Below are 18,003 nucleotides of genomic sequence, written 5' to 3' on the forward strand. Positions count from 1 at the left end.
TGGCCGCTTATTGCGTCAGCCAGACCTGAAAGCGCTTGTTGATGGCGTCTGCGTTGTCGGCCCAGAAGTTCGCGTTGATCTGCACGGCGCGCTTGAAGTTCGCGGGCGCGGTCGGCATGTCGGCGAGACGCTGCTTGTCGACGAGCGCGACGGCTTCCTTGCGCGGCGGCGCATAGGCGATGTACTTCGACAGATCCGCCGATGCCTTCGGCTGCGCCTGCGACACGATGAATTTCGCGGCCATGTCGGCGTTTTTCGCGCCGGTCGGAATGGCCCACCATTCGAAGTCGTAGACCTGCGCGTCCCACACGGACTTGAACGGCTTGTGGTCCTTCCTCACCGCATCGTCGATGCGGCCGTTATAGGCTTGGACCATCACGACGGCGCCATCGGCGAGCAGCTGCGGCGCCTGCGCGCCCGACTCCCACCACACGATGTCCTTCTTGATGGTGTCGAGCTTCTTGAACGCGCGATCGACGCCCGCGGGCGTGCCGAGCACCTTGTACACATCCTTGGGATCGACGCCATCGGCGATCAGCGCCCACTCCAGCGTCACCTTCGGCGACTTGCGCAGGCCGCGCTTGCCGGGGAATTTCTGCGTGTCGAAGAAGTCGTTGACGGTGGAAGGCGCGCTCTTCAGCTTGCTCGTGTCATACGCATAGACCGTCGACCAGACCATGCTCGCGACCGCGCAATCGCTGAGCGATCCGGGAATGAAGTCGCTGGTATTGCCGAGGGACTTCTTGTCGAATTTCTGGAGCAGCCCTTCGTCGCACCCGGTGATCGCATCGTTCGTTTCGAGGTCGATCAGGTCCCATGTCGTGTTCTTGGCCTGCTCCATCGCGGAGAGTTTGGCGAGGCCGCCGTCATACGATTCGAGCGAGAACTGCGTGCCGGTGGCCTGCGTGAACGGGTCCATCCACGCCTTCTTGGCCGCGGCTTCGAAGGCGCCGCCGAACGTGACCACATGCAGCGTTTCCGCCGCATGCGAAGTCATGGCGCCGAAGGCGAGTAGGGCGAGTGCGGCGCATTGTGCTTTGATTTGAGTGCGCATGTCAGTTGGCTCCTGCGGGTGCGGTCGTGATGAGGGAAGGGGTTGGCGAGGTGGTGGAAGTGGTCGCGCTCGCGCGAGGCGGGGCGCTCATCGCGAGAATCTTGCAGTCGTCGTGACGCCATGCGACATCGATCATGTCGCCGGATGACGGCAACGCATGACGCTGCGTATTGGGCACTTTCACGACGATCGCGTCGCGCGAGCCGAGCGTCAGATGCACGCGATGATGATCGCCGCAATACACGAGTTCGTTCACGCGGGCACGAACGACATTGTCATGCTCGTCGAGATGCATGCCTTCCGCGCTCGCGATATGCGCGCGCTCGGGGCGCAGCGCGAGCATGGCTTCGTCGCCGACGCGCAGGCCGGACTCGCATCGGCCGCGAATGATGCTGCCGTCGGAAAGCGCGAACGTCGCCCATGAGCCGTCGCACGTCATCACGCGTCCCGTCAGGCCATTGTTCTCGCCGACGAAGTTCGCGACGAACGCGTTCTGCGCGTTCTCATAAAGCTCGCTCGGCGTGGCCACTTGCTGAATGCGTCCATCGGAGAACACGGCAACGCGGTCGGACATGGTCAGCGCCTCGGCCTGATCGTGCGTCACATAGACGATGGTCAGCGCTAACTCGCGATGCAGCCGCATGATTTCGTACTGCATGGTCTCGCGAAGGCGCTTGTCGAGCGCGCCGAGCGGTTCGTCCATCAGCACGACGCTCGGCTCGAATACGAGCGCGCGCGCAAGTGCCACGCGCTGCTGTTGCCCGCCCGAAAGCTGTGCCGGCCGCCTGTTAGCCAGATGCGGCAATTCCACCATTTCGAGCGCGCGCTTCACGCGTGTCTTCTGGTCCGCACGGCTCACGCGCCGCACCGAGAGCGGGAACGCCACGTTCTCGGCAATCGTCAGATGCGGAAAGAGCGCGTAGTTCTGGAACACCATGCCGATGTCTCGCCGATGCGGCGGCTTGTCGTCGAGCCGCTTGCCATCGAGCCGGATCTCGCCCTGCGTCGGCGATTCGAAACCGGCGAGCATCATCAGCGTGGTGGTCTTGCCCGAACCGGAGGGCCCGAGCAAAGACAGGAATTCTCCCTTGCTTACGTCGAGGTTCAAGCCGTCGACGACGTAATTCGCGCCGTCGTACGATTTGCTCACGCCCGAGAATGAGATGAAGGAAGGGTTCGACATCGTGATGGCGTCCTGTCGTTCTTACTGCGATTTCAGCTTGCCCGCGAGATATCGCGCGAAGTCATAGTTGGGCCGTTCGAGATGGCTCAGATGTCCCGGCTTCGCCAACGGCGCATGCACGCCGCGAAACACGGCCTGCACGCCGCGCTTGTCTTCGGCGTTCACTTCGTCCAGCAGTTTCTTGAGCGTTGCCATGTGCGCGTTGGCTTCTGGATCGGCGATGAATTCCGGCGCGAGTCCGCCGCCGAAGCGGATATGCACGCGGCCGACGCCCTCCGGTTGCAGCACGAGATACCAGAAGTAGCCGGGAGTCAATGTCACGAGATGCGTCGGATAGATGGCGAGCAGCGCAGTGGTCTTGCGCCAGTGCCCCGACAAGCGCGTGTTGTCCGGATGCGCGTTACCAATGGGCAATGAAGCTTCTTTCGTGATCCAGTGATAGTTGAACGCTGCATGACCCGGCGGACATTCCATCTCTTCCAACCGCGAGTGCGGACCTACCGTCGCGCGATGCAGCATCGGCAGGTGATAGCTCTCCATGAAGTTCTCGGCGAGTATCTTCCAGTTGGTGTCCCACACGTGCTCTTCATAGAACGTTTCGATGTAGTCGGTCATGCCGTACGCTTCGATCAACGTGTCCAACTCCGCGAGTTGCTTACCGACGGGTGACGCGTTCGCATCGAGCGTCACATAGATCCAGCCTTGCCATTCTTCGCATCGCACGGCGGGCAGCTTGTAGCTTTCCTTGCAGAAGCCTTCTTGTCGGTCCATCAGCGGCGCGCCTTTCAACGCGCCATCGAGCGAATAGTTCCACGCGTGATAAGGACACACGATGCGTCGCACGTTGCCGCGTCCTTCAAGCAGGATCGACATGCGATGCAGGCATACATTGGACATCGCCTTGAGCTGCATTTGCTCGTCGCGCAAGACGACCACCGGCTGCGCGGCAATGCGCGCGGTGAGATAGTCGCCCGGGGCTTTCAGCGCGCTCGCGCGCCCGACGCACTGCCATTCTCGCGAGAAGATGCGCTCGTCTTCGAGCGCGAGAAAGTCGGCCGACGTATAGACGCCGGGCGGCATCGCATGGGCGTCGCTGAACGGGCGGTCGCATCCATCGCGCAATGCGTTCATCAGCTCGTTCAGGTGCGCCATGACGATTTCCTCCTCGTTCAGTGAGCACAAGCGCCTCTTCTGTTATAGGCACTCGGCAGGCACTCAATCTATCAAGCCAATATGCCAGTCAAAATATTGTTTTCGGATACAGCGCAAAGCTTTTTCCTATACAACCGGCATCAAGTGTCGATACGCAGCCGCCGTATGTAGTTCTCGCAGAACGAGGTGAAACGGTGCACCACCTGGCGCGGCTTCATGGTGCGGGATTGTGCGACGCCGAGCATCGTCGCGTTCACGTTGTCTTTGAAACGCTTAATGACGAACTCTTCGCCGTCCACGGTGCGGTTCGACTTGAGCGGGAAGTTAAGCAGGCTATAGCCGAGGCCATTTGCCACCATGCCTCGCACCACTTCCGGCTGCGACGAGCGAAACGCCGGCACCGGCCGGTTGCCGACCGCATCGAAGAGCGCGGCGAAATATTCCCGGCTATGCGGCAGGTCCAGCATGACGTAAGGCTCGGGCAACAGATCGGCCAGCGAGATCTTGCGGGCGCGCGCAAGGCGATGCGTGCGCGGCAGGATCGCATAAGGCGGCAACGACAACAGCGGCGTGAACGCGATGTCCTCGGTGAGGTCGAGGCTATAGGTCAGTGCGAGATCGATCGAGCCGTCGTGCAATCCGCGTAGCAGGGCGTCCTGGTGACCTTCTACCGTGCGAAACGCGATGCCCGCGTGGTCGGCCGTGAAGCGGCTGATGAGACCAGGCATCAGCGGCGGCGCGAGCGAGACGAGGCAGCCGAGCGCGATGGAGCCGGTCATGCCGCCATCGAGTTCCTTGGCGGCCATTTGCAGTTCTTCCGCGATCTTCAGCAGATTGCGGGCTTGCCCGAGTAGATCGCGTCCGGCCTGCGTCAGCGACAAACCGCTCGCATGATGCCGGATGAAAAGCTGAACCCCGAAGGACACTTCGAGGTCCGCCAGCGCGGTAGAAATAGAAGGCTGCGAGATATGCAACTCTCTGGCCGCGGCAGTGAAAGACAGGGCCTCCGCCGCGACCACGAAGTAGCGCAACTGCCGCAGCGAATACCGTAACGGATGACTTTCCATTGCGACGATCTGACCTCTTTCGAGCCGAACTGCATCGCATTGTGCGGTGGACAAAAATCACTGCATAGGTAAATCCCATGCTATGCATTTTTTGAAAATATTTTATTGATCCGGTCGCGGCGCGTAGATTCAGTCGGCATCGGAACGGCCATACGAGCCTCTCGGAAGGACACAGCCATGACAGCGGAAACTACATCGATCGACACGCTCGTGGTCGGCGCGGGCCAGGCCGGCGTCGCGATGAGCGAACATCTGAGCCGGCACGGCGTGCCGCATCTGGTGCTGGAACGCGCGCGCATTGCGGAGCGCTGGCGCACGGGCCGATGGGACTCGCTCGTGGCCAACGGGCCTGCGTGGCATGATCGCTTTCCCAATCTCGAGTTCGCGCAGACGGCGCCCGACGGCTTTGCGCCGAAAGAGGAAATCGCGGACTATTTCGTCGCCTATGCGAAGAAATTCGATGCGCCCATTCGCACCGGCGTCGAAGTGAAGAAGGTCGTGCGCAACACGGGGCGTCCGGGTTTCACCGTAGAGACGTCTGATGGCGTGATCGATGCGAAGCGCGTGGTCGTCGCGACCGGGCCGTTTCAGAAGCCCGTGATTCCGCCGATCGCCCCGCAAGACGCATCGCTCACGCAGATTCATTCTGCCGACTACCGCAATCCGCAGCAATTGCCCGCAGGCGGGGTGCTGGTCGTCGGCGCGGGATCGTCGGGCGTGCAGATCGCCGATGAATTGCAGCGTGCGGGGCGCCGCGTCTATCTGTCGGTGGGCGCGCACGATCGTCCGCCGCGTGCCTATCGCGGCCGCGACTTCTGCTGGTGGCTCGGCGTGCTCGGCGAGTGGGACGCGGAAGTCATGAAGCCGGGCCGTGAACATGTGACGATTGCGGTAAGCGGCGCGCGCGGCGGGCAGACCATCGACTTTCGCCGGCTGGCGCATCAGGGCATCACGCTCGTCGGTCTGACGAAAGCGTTCGATAACGTCGTGGCTCGCTTCAATGACGATCTCGCAGAAAACATCGCACGCGGCGATCAAAACTATCTGTCCCTGCTCGATGCCGCCGACATGTACGCCGCCCGCAATGGCCTCGACCTTCCCGCTGAACCAGAAGCGCGCATGATTCCACCCGATCCGGATTGCCTCATGAATCCGCTGCTCGAACTCGATCTGGCGCAAGCAGGCGTAAGCTCGATCATCTGGGCGACGGGTTATGCGACCGATTTCAGCTGGCTGCAGGTCGATGCCTTCGACGAGAACGGCAAGCCGAAGCACCAGCGCGGGGTATCGAAGGAGCCGGGTATTTATTTTCTCGGCCTGCCGTGGCTCTCGCGACGCGGCTCGGCATTTATCTGGGGGGTGTGGCACGACGCGAAACACGTCGCGGATCACATCGTCACGCAACGCAAATATCAGGCGTATTACGACTCGCCGCATAGCCACGCGAATAAGCCTCACAGCGAAGAAAGCGTGCAAGCCCACTGAACCGAATCAGGTGAATCGATGAGCCAACCGACGCATACCCGTATCCGCATGTTCAATACGAAGGATACGTATCCGAATCAGACACTCGACAACGATCTCTGCCAGGCCGTGCGAGCGGGCAATACCGTTTATGTTCGCGGGCAAGTGGGCACCGATTTCGAAGGCAATCTCGTCGGCCTCGGCGATGCGCGCGCGCAGGCCGAGCAGGCGATGAAGAACGTGAAGCAGTTGCTCCAAGAAGCGGGCAGCGACCTCTCGCACATCGTCAAAACGACGACGTACCTCACCGACGTGCGTTATCGCGAGCCGGTGTACAGGGAAGTCGGCAAGTGGCTCAAGGGCGTGTTTCCCATTTCGACCGGGCTCACCGTCGTTGCGTTGGGCCAGCCGCAATGGCTCATGGAGATCGACGTGATCGCCGTGATCCCCGATGGATGGACACCGGAAGCGTAAAGGACACCTAATGACTTTCTCTATCGTCGGTCGGTGTGACAAAACGGGGCAGCTCGGCATTGCGATCAGTTCGTCGAGCATCGCGGTCGGCGCGCGTTGCCCATGGCTGCGCGCGGGCGTCGGCGCCGTCGCCACGCAGAACGTCACGCTGCCCGCGCTCGGGCCGCAGATTCTGGAGCTTCTGGCGGACAAGCGGCTTGCGCCAGCGGAGGCCCTGCAACAGGCGCTCGGTGCGAACGAATGGCGCGAGTACCGGCAGGTGACGGTCATCGACGCTCAAGGGCGCACGGCGTTTTTCAGCGGCAAGGAAGCGCTCGGCACGCATCACGCCGTGGCGGGCGATCAATGCGTCGCGGCGGGCAACATGCTGGCGGGCACGCATGTTATCGATGCGATGCCGCTTGCATTCGCGCAAGCCGACGGCTTGCTCGCGGATCGCTTGCTGGTGGCCATGCAGGCGGCCATGGCGGCAGGCGGCGAGGCGGGCCCTGTGCATTCGGCCGCGCTGAAGATCGTGAGCGATCTGAGCTGGCCGCTCGTCGATTTGCGCGTGGATTGGGCCGATGATGACCCCATCGGCAAGCTCCGCGACTTGTGGACCACCTACGCGCCGCAGATGAACGACTACGTGACGCGCGCACTGAATCCGACCGCCGCGCCGAGCTATGGAGTGCCGGGCGATGAATGAGATGCGAAGCCGTGTGCTACTCGAAAAGCTGATCGGTTTCGCGACGGTCAGCCGCGACTCGAATCTCGCGCTCATCGAGTTCGTTCGCGATTATCTCGCGCAACATGGCGTCGAATGCGAGCTCTTTCATAACGACGAGCGCACCAAGGCGAGTCTCTTTGCCACCATCGGCCCGCGCGATCGCGGCGGCATTGCTTTGTCAGGACATACCGATGTCGTGCCCGTCGATGGGCAGGCATGGACTGTCGATCCGTTCAAGCTTGTCGAGAAAGAAGGGCGTCTCTATGGACGCGGCACGGCGGACATGAAGGGCTATCTCGCGTCGGTGCTCGCAGCGGTGCCGACGTTCATCGAACGCGATCTCAAGATGCCCGTGCATCTGGCATTTTCATATGATGAGGAAGTCGGATGCCTCGGCGTGCGTCCGATGCTCGCGCAACTCGCGCATCGGGAACACAAGCCGGTGCTGTGTCTCATCGGCGAGCCGACGGAACTCAAGCCGGTACTCGGACACAAGGGCAAGCTCGCCATGCGCTGCTGCGTGAAGGGCGCGCCGTGTCATTCCGCGTACGCGCCGTACGGCGTCAACGCCATTCAATACGCGGCGCGTCTGATCAATCATCTCGACGAGATCGGCGAAGAACTCGCGCAGCCCGAGCATCGCGACGAACGGTTCGATCCGCCTTACTCGACAGTGCAGACCGGCGTCATCAAGGGCGGCCGCGCGCTCAACATCGTGCCGGCCGAATGTGATTTCGACTTCGAAGTGCGCGCGTTGCCCGGCTTCGATGCCAACGTGGTCGCGCAACGTCTGCAAAGCTATGCCGAGTCGACACTGTTGCCGAAGATGCACGCGGTGAAACCGGATACCGGTATCAGTCTGCATTCGTTGTCGGCTTACCCCGGCCTCGCCACGCCGCCTGATAGCCAGGCCGCGCGGCTTCTTGCGCTAATCGCCGGATCGACGGAATTCGGCACGGTCGCGTTCGGCACCGAAGGCGGCCTCTTCGAGCAAGCCGGCATTCCGACCGTCGTTTGCGGCCCGGGCAGCATGGATCAGGGGCATAAGCCCGATGAGTTCGTGACGGTTGAGCAGTTGCGCGACTGCGATGCCATGCTGCTTCGCCTTGCCGATTACCTTTCGAATTAGAAGCGGCTCGGTGGATCGGGGCTGTATGCGGGTCCGTGTCTTGCTTCGTACCTTTGCGTTCGCTAGCTTCAGCCACGCTTCTTGGATGGCGGTAGCGGCGAGTCATCCGAGAACATGCATCGAGCGTTGAACGCTATGCAACGCAAAGCCTCCCGTCGCCTACGCTCGATCTCTCACTACCGGGTACGAAAAGACGATATGAAAACGAAAGCATCGATGTTCCTCGCCGCCGTTCTTGCAGCGGCAACTGTAGGCCAGGCGCAAGCAGCAGGATGTCTGAAGGGTGCAGCAGTAGGTGGTGTCGGCGGACATTTCGTAGGAAAGGGCCATGCGGTGCTGGGCGCGGCCGGCGGTTGTCTTGTCGGTCGACACATGGCTAACAAGAAGGCCAAGGAGGACGCGGCTGCCCGCACGCAGGCGCAGGCCGCGGCGCAGGATCAATCTAACGGGCAAGCCGCGAGGTCGCCGCAGTAAGGATCGACGCGGTCCGTCAAGCGTCTATTCGTTGGCGGAGGGTGCTTGCTGCGTAGGCTGTAAGCGTTCTTACTTCACGGCGCAACGTGACCGCGCGTGTCATCCCGCGAGATCACACGCAAACGCTGTCGTCCATCGCTTTCCCAGCGTCTCCGACCTCTATCGACGCGCTGTTTTTCTCCGGCCGGCTTTCGAATACCTCTGCGGCGCCAAGCAACTGCCCCAGTTCACCGCGGCGATCGGCGAGCGCATCTCTAATGCTCTGCGCAAGCGGTAGTTCCTGCGCGAATTGAGCTTGCTCACGACCATAGATCACATGCAGCAGTGAAAGCATGCCTGTGAGCGAAGCCGTCTGAGCGAATGCGGTCTCCGAGGGGCGTTGTCGCAAAGCGGCTTGCATCATGAAAGACGCGCGCTGAGTGGCGAGTGCGATCACCGGGTCGCGACTGAGGTCCCCGGAATCCGGATGGTTGTAAAGCAGCAGACTGCACCATTCGAACAGTCGCGTCGTGCCGGTGACCGCCAGCGCATGATGCAAAGACGTAATCGCGGCTTGCTTGACATTGGCGCTCGCCGAGCAGTTCGCGAGCCGCATCAGTTGCGCGACGAGCACCGGCATGCCCGACAGCGCATTGACGATGCGCTGATCCGGCGCATCGTTGATCAGAAGGTTCAGCACTGCGAGCAGCTGTGAGACATCGGGGACGATACGGCGGGCCCGCAGAAGCTGCGGCCGGCTGAAATAGAAGCCCTGAACCAGATCGCAACCCGCGTCCAGGGCGGCCTGCAACTGCTGATGATCGTCCACTTTCTCTGCCACGACTATCTTGCTCGCGCGCTTCAGATCGCGGACCATCGCTTTCGCCGCAGCGGCATCGAGGGCGGGCCATTCCAGCTTCACGATATCCACGGCAGGCAGAAACGCTTCGATCTGCGGGGTGATCGCGACGACGTCGTCGATGGCGACGCGGAAACCAGCACGGCGAAGCGCGATGCAACGCTCCTTCAACGCGTCGTCCAGTTCGCATGTCTCGAGCACCTCGAGGACGAAGTGCTGGCTCGGAAGCATTTGCGGCAGCGCGGAATGCAGAAAATCGGCCGTGCAGTTGAGATAGCCGTCGAGACCATCCAGCACCGTAGTAAGCCCCAGCGCGCCCAGCGTGCGCTCGACGACCTCGGCCGTGCACCTGAAGCCATCGCTGATATTCGCCACGCCGCTATCGCCATCCCTGAACAGGAGTTCATAGGCCGCCAGGCGGCCCGCCCGGTCGACGATGGGTTGCCGCGCGACGCATGTCGTTGCAAGGCTGTTGTCGCCCGTCTGCGCACTGCGGCTCATGACTGAGTCTCCTTGTTGTTGGAATTGGCGTTGTTCGTGGCCTGGGCATTCGCCGCAGTCGAACGCGTTAACGGTGAGCGGCGGGAGAACTTGAGTCGAGATTTGCAGCATTCGCTGGATAGCCGATTAGAACGCGCAGCACGGCGAAGCAGGTTCCCGCGATCAAGCAAAAGACTGACTAGCTAGTCGACCGTGCCGCGCTCACGCCTCGAACGAGTACAGTCCCGACAAAAACGACCGATCGGTCACTTCTACCTTCCGAGCACGGCATTAGAGAGTGGCGCGAGCAAATTGACTGAATTGTCCGACCGCGCTGCCGATAAGCATTGACGTTCATATTCGATCAGCGGCAGCACGCGCGACTGCCGTATCGCACTCTTCACGCGCCACAACCAAAGCACGATGAAAAACCTCTCGATTCGGGCGCGGCTTGCGCTCACCATGGCTTTCCTCGGTTTGATGCTGACTCTTTCGGTGAGCTTCGGGCTGTACGGTATTAGCGCAATTCATGCATCGGCGAGAGACATCGCCGAGAATTCGCTTCCAGCCGTCAACGCACTCGGCATATCGAGCAATTTCACCGCGCGGGCACGGCTTTCGCTCGACCGTTACGCGTTGGACCCCACCGCTCCGGACGCCAGCGGACTGCGCGCCCGCGCGGATGGATTCATGCGCCAATCCGACGAGTGGTTCAGCAAGTACAACGCCATTCCTCGCGGACCCGACGAAGATGCGCTCGCAAAGGACGTCGTCGCTGCGCGCGCCCAGATGCGCGAAGTCATCGAGAAGTTCGGCGCGGCAATCGAAGCGGGCGAGAAGGAGAATGTCTCTCGCCTCGCGCTCAAGGATCTGCCTGCGGCCTACAACCGGTGTATCGATGCGTTCGACAAGCTGAAGTCTTTCCAGCTTGCCGACGCCGTGCGTCAGGAAGCAGAGAACGACGCGCATGCATCGACGTTGCGCACGCTCGGCGTGCTGGCGCTGCTCGCTGGCATCGCTGCCGCAGCGTTCGGCTGGTTCGTTCTGCGCCGGGCCATCATGACGCCGCTTGCAGAAGCGCTGAAGCACTTCGAGCATATTTCGGCTGGCGATCTCACGCATGACGTGTCTATCAAGACGCAAGACGAGATGGGGCAATTGCTTGCGGGTGTCGCCACTATGAAAGACAAGTTGGCCGCCACTGTCGGAACGGTTCGGTCGAGTTGCGAAGCCATTGCGAGCGCCAGCAAGCAGATTGCGGCCGGCAATACGGACCTGTCGTCGCGTACCGAGGAGCAAGCGGCATCGCTGCAGGAAACCGCCGCGAGCATGGAAGAACTGACCACCACGGTCAAGCAGAACTCAGAGAACGCCACGCAGGCGAGCAGCCTCGCGGACGACGCCAATGCCGTCGCCAACGAGGGTAGCGCTATCGTCAGTCAAGTGGTCGAGACGATGGCGGGCATCGAAGAGAGTTCGGCAAAGATCGCCGAGATCATCGGCATGATCGAAGGCATCGCATTCCAGACCAATATTCTTGCGCTGAACGCTGCGGTGGAAGCCGCGCGGGCGGGAGAGCAAGGCCGGGGCTTTGCGGTAGTGGCGAGTGAAGTCCGCAGCCTCGCGCAGCGCTCGTCGGCCGCGGCGAAGGACATCAAAGAACTGATCGAGACGTCAGGCACTCGTGTGCAAGCCGGAACGCAACTGGTGGCGAGGGCGGGCGACACGATGCAGCGCGTCGGCACTGCTATTCAGCGCGTCACCGGCATCATGGGCGACATTGCATCCGCGTCTCACGAGCAGAGCCGCGGCATCGAGCAGGTGAATCAGGCCATCTCGCAGATGGACGAAGTCACGCAGCAGAACGCTGCGCTCGTCGAGGAAGCGGCGGCAGCAGCGGGCTCCATGGACAATCAGGCGAAGCAACTGACGGCGGCCGTTGCCGTGTTTCGCACGGCGCATACGCTCGCCGGGACAACGACGGCGTCCATGAACCGCGATGAAAAGCCGGCGACGCGACCGTCTCCCGTCAGAAAGACGCCCGACGTAGCGCGTACGGTGAAGCCATCGGTCGCTGCTGCGGCAGTGTCCAGTTCGGCGACTGACGGCGACTGGTCGACGTTCTAAGGTCGCGGGGTGTCCTGGGATCGCTGACGAAACCGGCCTTCGCGTCGGAGGCATCAGATCGGATGCATCGCCGTAGCGAAGATCCGAAGACCCCAAGACCGCCGCTGCTCTCAACGGCGCGACAACCAAGTTATGGATACCGTAGACGACCATTCGGCTTTCGACGACGACTCGCTAAGAGACGAGGCACGGGCATTGAGCCTCAGCATCGAGGTGATCCGTCGGGCTCGTGGACGAAGGAATCCGCGTGACTGCCGCCCGGGTAGCGAGGAGTGGACTCATGTCTCACTCGAATTCGTGCGTGATTTGCGCTGGGCCTTGGGCCTGGCCGACGACGAGACGCCGGACCGTCCCAACACTGGCGACTGATTAGAGCCGGCGCTTCTCACGCGCTCGCATCACACTGCCAAGATTATTTCCAGCCTTTTCGGGCGATGGCCGTCTGTATGGTAAAGGTTTCGACGCAGGCACCGTTAAGCAAAGCACAGCCAGTGAGAGACCAACCAGAATGACTCGAACGAACGACAGCGCAGACAAGCCCGGTCGAATCAATGTCCCGTGCGCAACGAACGACAGTAGCTCCACGCCTTCCGACGTCAATACAGCCAAAGTCGGATTCATCAAGATGCTACTGAAAGCCGGTGCCTACAGGCTCGATTCGGCGGCCATAGCGAATCGAATGCTGAGTAGCATTCGACAGCGGCTGTCGACGGCATCGCGCTGACTAAAGCCGAAAGGCGCAGAGACGCGCTATTAATGACGTCACACGCGCCCACATGGACTGGGTCGCAACGCCAAAGCCCGCCCAAAGCGCCGGGAATCTGCGGATAGCAGCCTCATTCCGATCCGGCGATAATGACCGTCATTCGACGAGTCCGGAAGCGCGAAGATGGAAAAGGCCGAGTGGTTTTTCGACGTCGTATCCCCGTTTTCCTATCTGGCTTTTCACCGTCTGGAGGCGTTGCGGGATCGCCTGGACATTCAGCCCGTGCCCATTCTTTTCGCTGCGCTCCTGAAGCATTGGGGAACGCTGGGACCGGCAGAGATTCCGCCGAAGCGCATTCACACCTATCAGATGTGCGTCTGGCTTGCCGGCCGCCAGCGCGTACCGTTCGCGATGCCGCCGCGTCATCCATTCAATCCGCTTGCAGCGCAGCGCCTGCTCGTATCGCTGGGCGCGCGCACTGTCGATGTCGGTAAAGCACTCGACTTCGTTTTCGCCGACGGGCGCGATCCCGAAGTCGAATTTCAAGCATTCGCTAAGCAGTTCGGCGTCGACGATGCAGACGAGCGCGTCGGCTCGGCGGATGTCAAACGACAACTTAAGGACAACACGCAGCGCGCAATCGATCTAGGCGTATTCGGTGTGCCGACGCTGGTGTTGCGAGACCGGCTGTTCTGGGGAAACGATGCCGTCGAGTGGGCCGAGGACTTCTATTCGCGGCCAACGCTTTTCGACGAACCGGCCTATGCGGCGGCGGCGCGAAGCGAGGTCGGAGTAAGGCGCTGATCAAACGTTGATGGCCGATCAGCGACTCGCCATTGTGTTTCGGTGACGAAAGCCGTTACCAGAGATAGGTCGCCTTCACGCCGAGGGTGCGCGGGGCCGAGAACGCATATCGGTAAGAGTCATCGAACGTATATTCCTCTGCGGCCGTGAAGACGCGCTGATTCGTCACGTTTCGCACGTACGCCATTATTTCGAAGTCCTTATGGACCGGCGTCCAGGTGGCAGAGAGATCAGCGGTCAGATAGGGCTTCTGGTAATCGTCCGCGTAGTTATAGATCGTGAAGTGCTGACCCGTCTGAAACTTCGCGTCCACGCGGCCGACGATTCGCCCGGCTGCCGTCATCCACGTATGTTCGAGCCCGAAGCCGACAGTGAACGTGGGGCTTTGCGGCGGCGCGTTGCCGGCGAGCTGGACGTTGTGTCCGCTGCCATCGTTCACGACGAAATCCGTAAAGCGCGCGTGCAGCCACGCGACCGACAGCGTGAGCAAGCCAACCGGATCGACCAAAGCGCGGATATCCGCGTCCGCGCCATAGATGCGCGTGCGGCCCGCGTTGACGATGCTCGTTCCCGTTCGCCCGTCCGCGAACGGCACGAGTTGCGCAATCTGCTGGCCCGAATAGTCGTAGTCGAAGACGCTTGCGTTGATCTGCACGCGCTGCGCGTTCCAGAGCGATTTCGTGCCGAGCTCGACGCCCTTCAGCGTCTCCGGCGCATACGATCCCGAGGATGAGAACCCGCCCGACTTATAGCCGGTGTCGTAGCGAATGTAGGTCATCCATGCCGACGTGGGCGCATATTCGGCCGCGAGATGAACCGTCGGCTTCGACCATGCACCGGAGTTGTTTTGCGGCACATGCGTATAGACGAAGGGCGGTTCATTCGAATTGGCGAAGTAGTACTCGCCATCGCGGCTCTTCTCGTCGCGCGTCACGCGCATGCCCGCGGTCAGTCTGATCTTGTCGGTCAACCAATACGACGACTGGCCATACGCCGCCGTCGATGTGGTGCGAATGCCATACGCGAACGCAAGCGTGGGCAGATACATGCCGCCATCGAACGGCGACTCGTTCGCGCTCGACAGCGACGACGACTCGCGAAAGTACGACACGCCCGCCTGCCAAGACAATCGCCCGTTGCCGAGCGAACTCACGCGCACTTCCTGATTCAGCGTCTTCGGAAACTCATTCTGCCGGTACGACACCGGCTCGGCGAAACTCGGGCTGCTGTCGGCTGCGTGACGCCATGTCAGATTGTCGTAGCTGCCGGTATAACTCAATTCGACGCTCGGGAAGTCGTAGGCGACATTCCATCGCGCGATCGTATCCTCGATGCTTTGCGATTGCGGCGTCGCATACGTGAACGTGCGCGGGTCGGCAGGAAAGGGCGGCTTGTCGTGCGAGAGGTTGCCGTTCGCATCGTAGCGATACGGAATGTCGAGCGACACGGGGCCGACGCCTTTCATCGACGTCTGTTGCGCAGTAAACAGCATGCGCAGATGCGAGGTCGGTTCGAGCGCGACCGAAAGCCGTCCCGAGCGCGTGTCCTCGTCGTCGCCGTCTGCCTGCGGCGCATTGTTCAGATAGCCGTCGTGCCGGCGCGAGATAGCGGCCACGCGAAACTGCAGGACGTCGTTCACGGGAACGTTGATCATCGCCTCCAGATTGCGCGTCGCGTAGTTGCCGAGATCGACCGATGCGCGGCCCTCCGCGATCCGCGACGGCTTCGCGGTCACGATATCGATGATGCCGCCCACTGCGTTGCGTCCGTAGAGCGTGCCCTGGGGTCCGCGCAGCACCGAGATGTGGTCGATATCGTAGAGCGTGCCGCTCAATGCATACGGGCGATTGTTCGGGCTGCCATCGGTCACGACGACAACGGACGGGTCGCCGATCTCAGTCGTGTCGCGACTGGAGATGCCGCGAATCGTCAGCACGGGCACGACCGTCTGCACCTGCGCATAGTTGAGGTCCGGCGCGATGGCGGCAAGCGACTTGATATCGCTCACGCCTGTGCTGTCGAGAAAGACACCGCCATAGACGCTCATCGCGATAGGCGTGCGCTGTGCCGGCGCGGGCAGCTTCTCTGCCCTGACGATGATGGGCTCCAACTGCTGTTCGGCCGGACTGTTTCCATCGGCATGAACGCAGGGAGAAAGCACGATGCAGACGACAAGCACGCTCGCTGCCGATGCACGGCGGCGATAAGCGACTGACTTACTGGGGAAGAACATGACAATCGCAGTCTGAATGCAGCACAACACCTGCGATTGCTACGGAGGCTGTCGGACACTGCTGGCCATCCCTGCTCTCGAGGGAGATATGACCGGTTGGAAAATTTTACTGCGCGTATGCGCCGCAAAGCGACGGATTATAACGTTGCCCACCCTTGGTTATGGTAGGGGCGTTGCAACGTTTCGCGTGTTGTCGCCTCCACGAGACACGCGTCCGCCTTCTCGAATACGAGCATGGAATCTCGCGGACTGCGCGCGGTCGCAGCAACGGATTGTCCGATGCGGCAAACTGTGAGCCACCGTTGACTGCCACAAGAGAAAGCCATGAAGAAACTGATCAACAGCCCGCATGACGTCGTGCGTGAAATGCTCGAAGGCGTCGCGCGGCAAGCGCCCCACGTCGCGATTCTCGGCGCTGAAAACGTGCTCGTGCGACGGGAGCAGAACGAAGCCACGGATCGCCCCGTGTCGGTGATATCGGGCGGCGGCAGCGGCCACGAACACGCGCATGGCGGGTACGTCGGCGCGGGCATGCTGAGCGCCGCGGTCTGCGGCGAAGTGTTCACGTCACCGTCCACAGACGCCGTGCTCGCCGCAATCCGCGCAACCGCCGGTTCGCGCGGCGCGGTACTGATCGTCAAGAACTACACGGGCGATCGCCTCAATTTCGGCCTCGCTGCGGAATTGGCGCGCGCAGAGGGCATCCCGGTCGAGGTCGTCATCGTGGCCGACGACGTTGCCTTGCGCGATGAGACGGCACGCGATCGTCGGCGCGGCATCGCTGGGACGGTGCTCGTGCACAAGGTCACGGGCGCGGCGGCTGCCCGTGGAATGACGCTCGAAGAAGTCGCGTCCGTCGCGCGCAACGCAGCGGCGAATCTCGGCACGATGGGCGTCGCGCTCGATGGCTGCACCATTCCCGGCGCGGAGAAATCGGGCTTCACGCTCGGCGATGACGAGATCGAATTGGGGCTCGGCATCCACGGTGAGAAAGGCGTCGAGCGTACCGCGATGCTGCCCGCCGATGCGCTTTGCGACGTGCTCATTTCAAGCATCGTCGATGAACTGGCGCTCGCGAGCGGCGAGCGAGTCGCGTTGCTGGTCAACGGGCTCGGCGGCACGCCGCAGATGGAGCTCGATATCGTGCTGCGAGCCGCTCACGAGAATCTTGCTGCACGAGGCATTCAAATAGAGCGCGCATGGGCCGGGACGTTGCTCTCGGCGCTGGACATGCCGGGCTGCTCCATCTCGCTGCTGCGGGCGGACGACGCAACGCTGAATCTCCTCGATGCACCGACCGAGGCGCGTGCATGGCCCGGTGGTGGCATGGTCAATCGCGACATTCGCATCGACGGTCCCGCGCAGCCGTCCCCGACCGCAGCGGCCGCGCAGGCAGAACCGAATCAATGGACGCGCGCGATGAAAGCGGCGCTGCAATCCGTAGCGGATACGTTGATCGAAAACGAACCGAGGCTCACCGAACTCGATTCCGTCGCCGGAGATGGAGACCTCGGCGCGAGCATGAAGCGCGCCGCGCATGCCCTGCTCGAAGTAAGCGAAAGCGATCTCGGCACGCCTGCGAGCGCCCTGGCAGCGCTGAGCGTGGCGCTGCGCCGCGCGATTGCGGGCAGTTCGGGGCCGTTCTATGCAACCGCGCTGATGCGCGCGTCGCGGCACCTGGCAGAGATCGGCGATGCATCGGCGCTCGATTGGGCGCATGCGTTCAGAGCGGCAGTCGAGGCGATCAGCGATCTGGGTGGCGCGAAAGCGGGCGATCGAACGATGCTGGATGCGCTCTTTCCCGCCGTGTCCGCCTATGAAGAGGCGCTGACTTCCGGTAGTCCCGCGCATCGGGCGTGGGAAGTGGCAGTGTCGGCAGCGCAGCAGGGCGCGCAGAACACCGCGCAGATGACGCCGAAGGCGGGTCGCGCAAGCTATCTGGGCACGCGCGCCGTCGGTTCGCCGGACGCAGGCGCCGTGGCGGTCTCGCTGTGGCTCGCGGCGCTGTTGCCGCATATCGGTGCCGGTCAACGCACGACTGACTGATCGCGCCCACTGACATTCACCCAACGGTGGCCGCGCTTATCCAAGCACGCGGCCACCGCGTTT

The 18,003-nt window shown here is 62.1% G+C and carries 15 protein-coding genes; 9 read left to right on the forward strand and 6 right to left on the reverse strand.

The features are described 5' to 3' along the window. Positions 1-7: 7 nt before the first annotated feature. The 4 genes from NCR34_RS23355 to NCR34_RS23370 all read right to left on the reverse strand — a co-directional run bounded on the left by NCR34_RS23355 (position 8) and on the right by NCR34_RS23370 (position 4,456). Complete coding sequence (locus NCR34_RS23355; RefSeq protein ID WP_248323412.1) at positions 8-1,054, reverse strand: ABC transporter substrate-binding protein; 1,047 nt, start codon at positions 1,052-1,054, stop codon at positions 8-10. Position 1,055: 1 nt separating this feature from the next. Next, on the reverse strand, positions 1,056-2,237 hold the full coding sequence (locus NCR34_RS23360) for an ABC transporter ATP-binding protein (RefSeq protein WP_250501161.1): 1,182 nt from the start codon (positions 2,235-2,237) through the stop codon (positions 1,056-1,058). A 21-nt stretch (positions 2,238-2,258) separates the two neighbouring features. Beyond that, positions 2,259-3,389, reverse strand: coding sequence for an SRPBCC family protein (locus NCR34_RS23365; RefSeq protein ID WP_248323410.1), 1,131 nt, complete (start codon positions 3,387-3,389; stop codon positions 2,259-2,261). Between the two features lie 140 nt (positions 3,390-3,529). Beyond that, positions 3,530-4,456: a LysR family transcriptional regulator gene (locus NCR34_RS23370; RefSeq protein WP_248323409.1), complete on the reverse strand. Its 927-nt coding sequence runs from the start codon at positions 4,454-4,456 to the stop codon at positions 3,530-3,532. A gap of 177 nt (positions 4,457-4,633) precedes the next feature. Here NCR34_RS23370 and NCR34_RS23375 point away from each other — a divergent pair, with 177 nt between their 5' ends. From NCR34_RS23375 to NCR34_RS23395, 5 genes are all read left to right on the forward strand, one after another. After that, a complete protein-coding gene (locus NCR34_RS23375; protein WP_250501162.1) occupies positions 4,634-5,941 on the forward strand; it encodes a flavin-containing monooxygenase in 1,308 nt (435 codons plus the stop codon). A gap of 18 nt (positions 5,942-5,959) precedes the next feature. After that, positions 5,960-6,394: a RidA family protein gene (locus tag NCR34_RS23380; protein WP_248323407.1), complete on the forward strand. Its 435-nt coding sequence runs from the start codon at positions 5,960-5,962 to the stop codon at positions 6,392-6,394. Between the two features lie 10 nt (positions 6,395-6,404). After that, complete coding sequence (locus NCR34_RS23385; protein ID WP_250501163.1) at positions 6,405-7,082, forward strand: DUF1028 domain-containing protein; 678 nt, start codon at positions 6,405-6,407, stop codon at positions 7,080-7,082. Continuing rightward, positions 7,075-8,232, forward strand: coding sequence for an acetylornithine deacetylase (gene argE, locus NCR34_RS23390; RefSeq protein WP_250501164.1), 1,158 nt, complete (start codon positions 7,075-7,077; stop codon positions 8,230-8,232). Before NCR34_RS23385 ends, argE begins: the two co-directional genes overlap by 8 nt. Before the next feature lie 198 nt (positions 8,233-8,430). After that, positions 8,431-8,706 (forward strand): hypothetical protein, encoded by a 276-nt coding sequence (locus NCR34_RS23395; protein ID WP_248323404.1) that lies wholly within the window; start codon positions 8,431-8,433, stop codon positions 8,704-8,706. Positions 8,707-8,818: 112 nt separating this feature from the next. Here NCR34_RS23395 and NCR34_RS23400 read toward each other — a convergent pair whose 3' ends face one another. Continuing rightward, positions 8,819-10,156, reverse strand: coding sequence for an EAL and HDOD domain-containing protein (locus NCR34_RS23400; RefSeq protein ID WP_248323403.1), 1,338 nt, complete (start codon positions 10,154-10,156; stop codon positions 8,819-8,821). Between the two features lie 291 nt (positions 10,157-10,447). On the opposite strand from NCR34_RS23400, the gene NCR34_RS23405 reads away from it, so the two are divergent. The 3 genes from NCR34_RS23405 to NCR34_RS23410 all read left to right on the forward strand — a co-directional run bounded on the left by NCR34_RS23405 (position 10,448) and on the right by NCR34_RS23410 (position 13,661). Continuing rightward, positions 10,448-12,151: a methyl-accepting chemotaxis protein gene (locus NCR34_RS23405; RefSeq protein WP_250501165.1), complete on the forward strand. Its 1,704-nt coding sequence runs from the start codon at positions 10,448-10,450 to the stop codon at positions 12,149-12,151. A gap of 508 nt (positions 12,152-12,659) precedes the next feature. Further along, positions 12,660-12,875: a flagellar biosynthesis anti-sigma factor FlgM gene (locus tag NCR34_RS28240; protein ID WP_350029448.1), complete on the forward strand. Its 216-nt coding sequence runs from the start codon at positions 12,660-12,662 to the stop codon at positions 12,873-12,875. Between the two features lie 165 nt (positions 12,876-13,040). Next, positions 13,041-13,661 (forward strand): 2-hydroxychromene-2-carboxylate isomerase, encoded by a 621-nt coding sequence (locus tag NCR34_RS23410; protein WP_250501166.1) that lies wholly within the window; start codon positions 13,041-13,043, stop codon positions 13,659-13,661. 55 nt (positions 13,662-13,716) lie between these two features. On the opposite strand, the gene NCR34_RS23415 is transcribed toward NCR34_RS23410, so the two are convergent. Continuing rightward, on the reverse strand, positions 13,717-15,894 hold the full coding sequence (locus NCR34_RS23415; protein WP_250501167.1) for a TonB-dependent receptor: 2,178 nt from the start codon (positions 15,892-15,894) through the stop codon (positions 13,717-13,719). A gap of 324 nt (positions 15,895-16,218) precedes the next feature. On the opposite strand from NCR34_RS23415, the gene NCR34_RS23420 reads away from it, so the two are divergent. Beyond that, positions 16,219-17,940, forward strand: coding sequence for a dihydroxyacetone kinase family protein (locus NCR34_RS23420; protein WP_250501168.1), 1,722 nt, complete (start codon positions 16,219-16,221; stop codon positions 17,938-17,940). Positions 17,941-18,003 lie beyond the last annotated feature (63 nt).

It is taken from the genome of Caballeronia sp. GAWG1-5s-s, assembly GCF_023631445.1.
Lineage (GTDB): Bacteria > Pseudomonadota > Gammaproteobacteria > Burkholderiales > Burkholderiaceae > Caballeronia.